The sequence below is a fragment of the Portibacter marinus genome (assembly GCF_021533195.1).
In the GTDB taxonomy this organism is placed as follows: Bacteria; Bacteroidota; Bacteroidia; order Chitinophagales; family Saprospiraceae; genus Portibacter; species Portibacter marinus.
Map to the genome: position 1 here is coordinate 1 of NZ_JAJNKB010000047.1, position 2097 is coordinate 2097.

Sequence of the window (2097 nt, forward strand, 5' to 3'; positions counted from 1 at the left end):
CGAGTATTCCAACGGCATTATCTATAATCTGACAAGACTTTCAGCTGGAGGCCAACGCTTAAATTGTACTCCACCTAACACTAGACAAGACGCAATTTCGCTTCGAATAGCATGAAATGCGATGTGCTGAACTAAAAATTCATATTTTTGGAAAAACGATAATTAATGAGGAGCGAAACTTCGCTTGTCATCACCGTTAGTCACAAGGAAAACTGATCGATCGGAACTAAAAAACAATACAGTGCGTTGCTTAATTCAGCAACATTTGATATCTTGACCCAAATTTAATTAATGGCTTGTATCAAAATTATAGATGGTATTAAAATATACATCTATGCAAGAGATCATAATCCACCTCACTTCCATGTATACGTAGCTGAGTATGAAGAGTTAATTGTAATTGAAGATCTGTCAACCTATACCGGAGGAGTTCCAGTTAAGTATCGTAAAAAAGTAATCAGATGGGCATCAGAAAACCAAGAATTTTTAAAAAGACAATGGAATAAGTTAAATCCTTAAATATGAGAACAGTAAAAAGAATCATCAAAATTCATGAAGTCAATAATTTCCATATCTCATGCTTATTCAATAATGGAGAGTCAAGAATTATAGATTTTAAAGAATTGTTCAATAAATGGAAGATCTCTGAGAAAGATGTAGAATTCCCAATTGCTAACTCAATTAAAGAATTTAAAAAAGTAAAGCTTGTAGATGGAACACTATCTTGGGATAATATCAAAATTGACAGCACCGATGACCAAGGACAGTCAGTTTTGTATGATTACCAATTAGATCCAATTGTTCTTTATGAAAACAGTCAACTTGATGAAACTAGGCAAATCGAAATTGGACTACTAATCAAACAAACGAGAAATGAATTAGGATTGACTCAACAAGAATTAGCAGCTAAAAGCGGGACAACTAAGCATTATATTTCTCGAATTGAAAATAATCGAACAGGAATCGAATTGTCAACTCTCAAAAAGATTATAGAAGGTGGTTTAGGGAGAAGGATGAAAATCAGTATTCAATAAATCCCTGTGACTAACACTAGATAAGAAATCAGACTTCGCTATCGCTTGTCCGCTTCTTATCATTGACCGTTATCGACAATAAAAATCCCTTAATAAAATATATACTAAAAAACTAAGCTATGTCTACCTTAAAAGCTGCAATTCAAAACGATCTTTACCAAGGTATTATCTATGATAATTTAGTAGAAAACTTGCAGAAATTAGGCTATAAGTTCAGAAAGTCAAAATGTGATTTCATAATTAAAAAAGGGGATATGCAAATAAATGTGATGCTATTTAAGCCTTACAATTTCATCACCTTTAATCGGGAATCTAAATGCGTAGAACTCCGAATTCAAATGGTAATTAAAGGGTTCAATAAAAAATATCACGAATATCTACGCTCAATTCATAATCGAGAAAACGTAAAATCGAAGTTACAGCTAGATATGAAAAATTTAATATTTCAATTATCAACAGCACAATTTTATCAAAAGATAACTGGTAAAGAAGCTAAGACTCAATTTGATGCTGATTATTTCGTAAATGAAGGAGGTGCCACCCAAAGTCCTCCAAATAATGAGACAGACAAACTCTATTTAAACGAAATTAAGACCTCAAATTTTCAATACTTTAATTCGCTTTTATCCAAATATGATTCAATTGAGAATGTGTTTATAAACACACCAAATAAACTTCATCAAAATATGTACAGTATATTGGGCTACATAGGGGATCAAGAAACTTTGAAAGATTATTTAGATAATCATTATGATAATTTAAGAAGATATTTTTTGGTTGAAAATAATGACCGATATGAGGAATATTTGAAGGATTTTATTCCATTTGCTAAAAAAATTGCGAATGTAGAGTATTTGATGCCAATAAAATAAAGTCGATAACAAGCCATGAAGAATGAAGAACTTCCTATCGTCGTTCCTCATCTTATGGCAGAACCGTTACCTATCATAAAGGCAAACTCTTCAAACATTAAAAGGTAAAAATGCCTGTATTTATTTCCTTTGTTATATTTGAGTGTGGACTTGAGTAAAACATATATTTGTCGAATGGTACATATAGGTAA

General features: G+C 31.6%; 3 protein-coding genes. All 3 read left to right on the forward strand.

The genetic code is table 11. The annotated features are described in order from the left end of the window. The first annotated feature begins 291 nt into the window (after window positions 1-291). The 3 genes from L2567_RS20805 to L2567_RS20815 all read left to right on the forward strand — a co-directional run bounded on the left by L2567_RS20805 (window position 292) and on the right by L2567_RS20815 (window position 1906). Window positions 292-519, forward strand: a complete 228-nt coding sequence (locus L2567_RS20805; protein WP_235299794.1) for a DUF4160 domain-containing protein — start codon at window positions 292-294, stop codon at window positions 517-519. A gap of 2 nt (window positions 520-521) precedes the next feature. Then, complete coding sequence (locus L2567_RS20810; protein WP_235299795.1) at window positions 522-1034, forward strand: helix-turn-helix domain-containing protein; 513 nt, start codon at window positions 522-524, stop codon at window positions 1032-1034. A 119-nt stretch (window positions 1035-1153) separates the two neighbouring features. Further along, the gene (locus L2567_RS20815; protein WP_235299796.1) at window positions 1154-1906 is read left to right on the forward strand and encodes a hypothetical protein; all 753 of its coding nucleotides are present in this window, start codon (window positions 1154-1156) and stop codon (window positions 1904-1906) included. The last annotated feature ends 191 nt before the right edge of the window (window positions 1907-2097 follow it).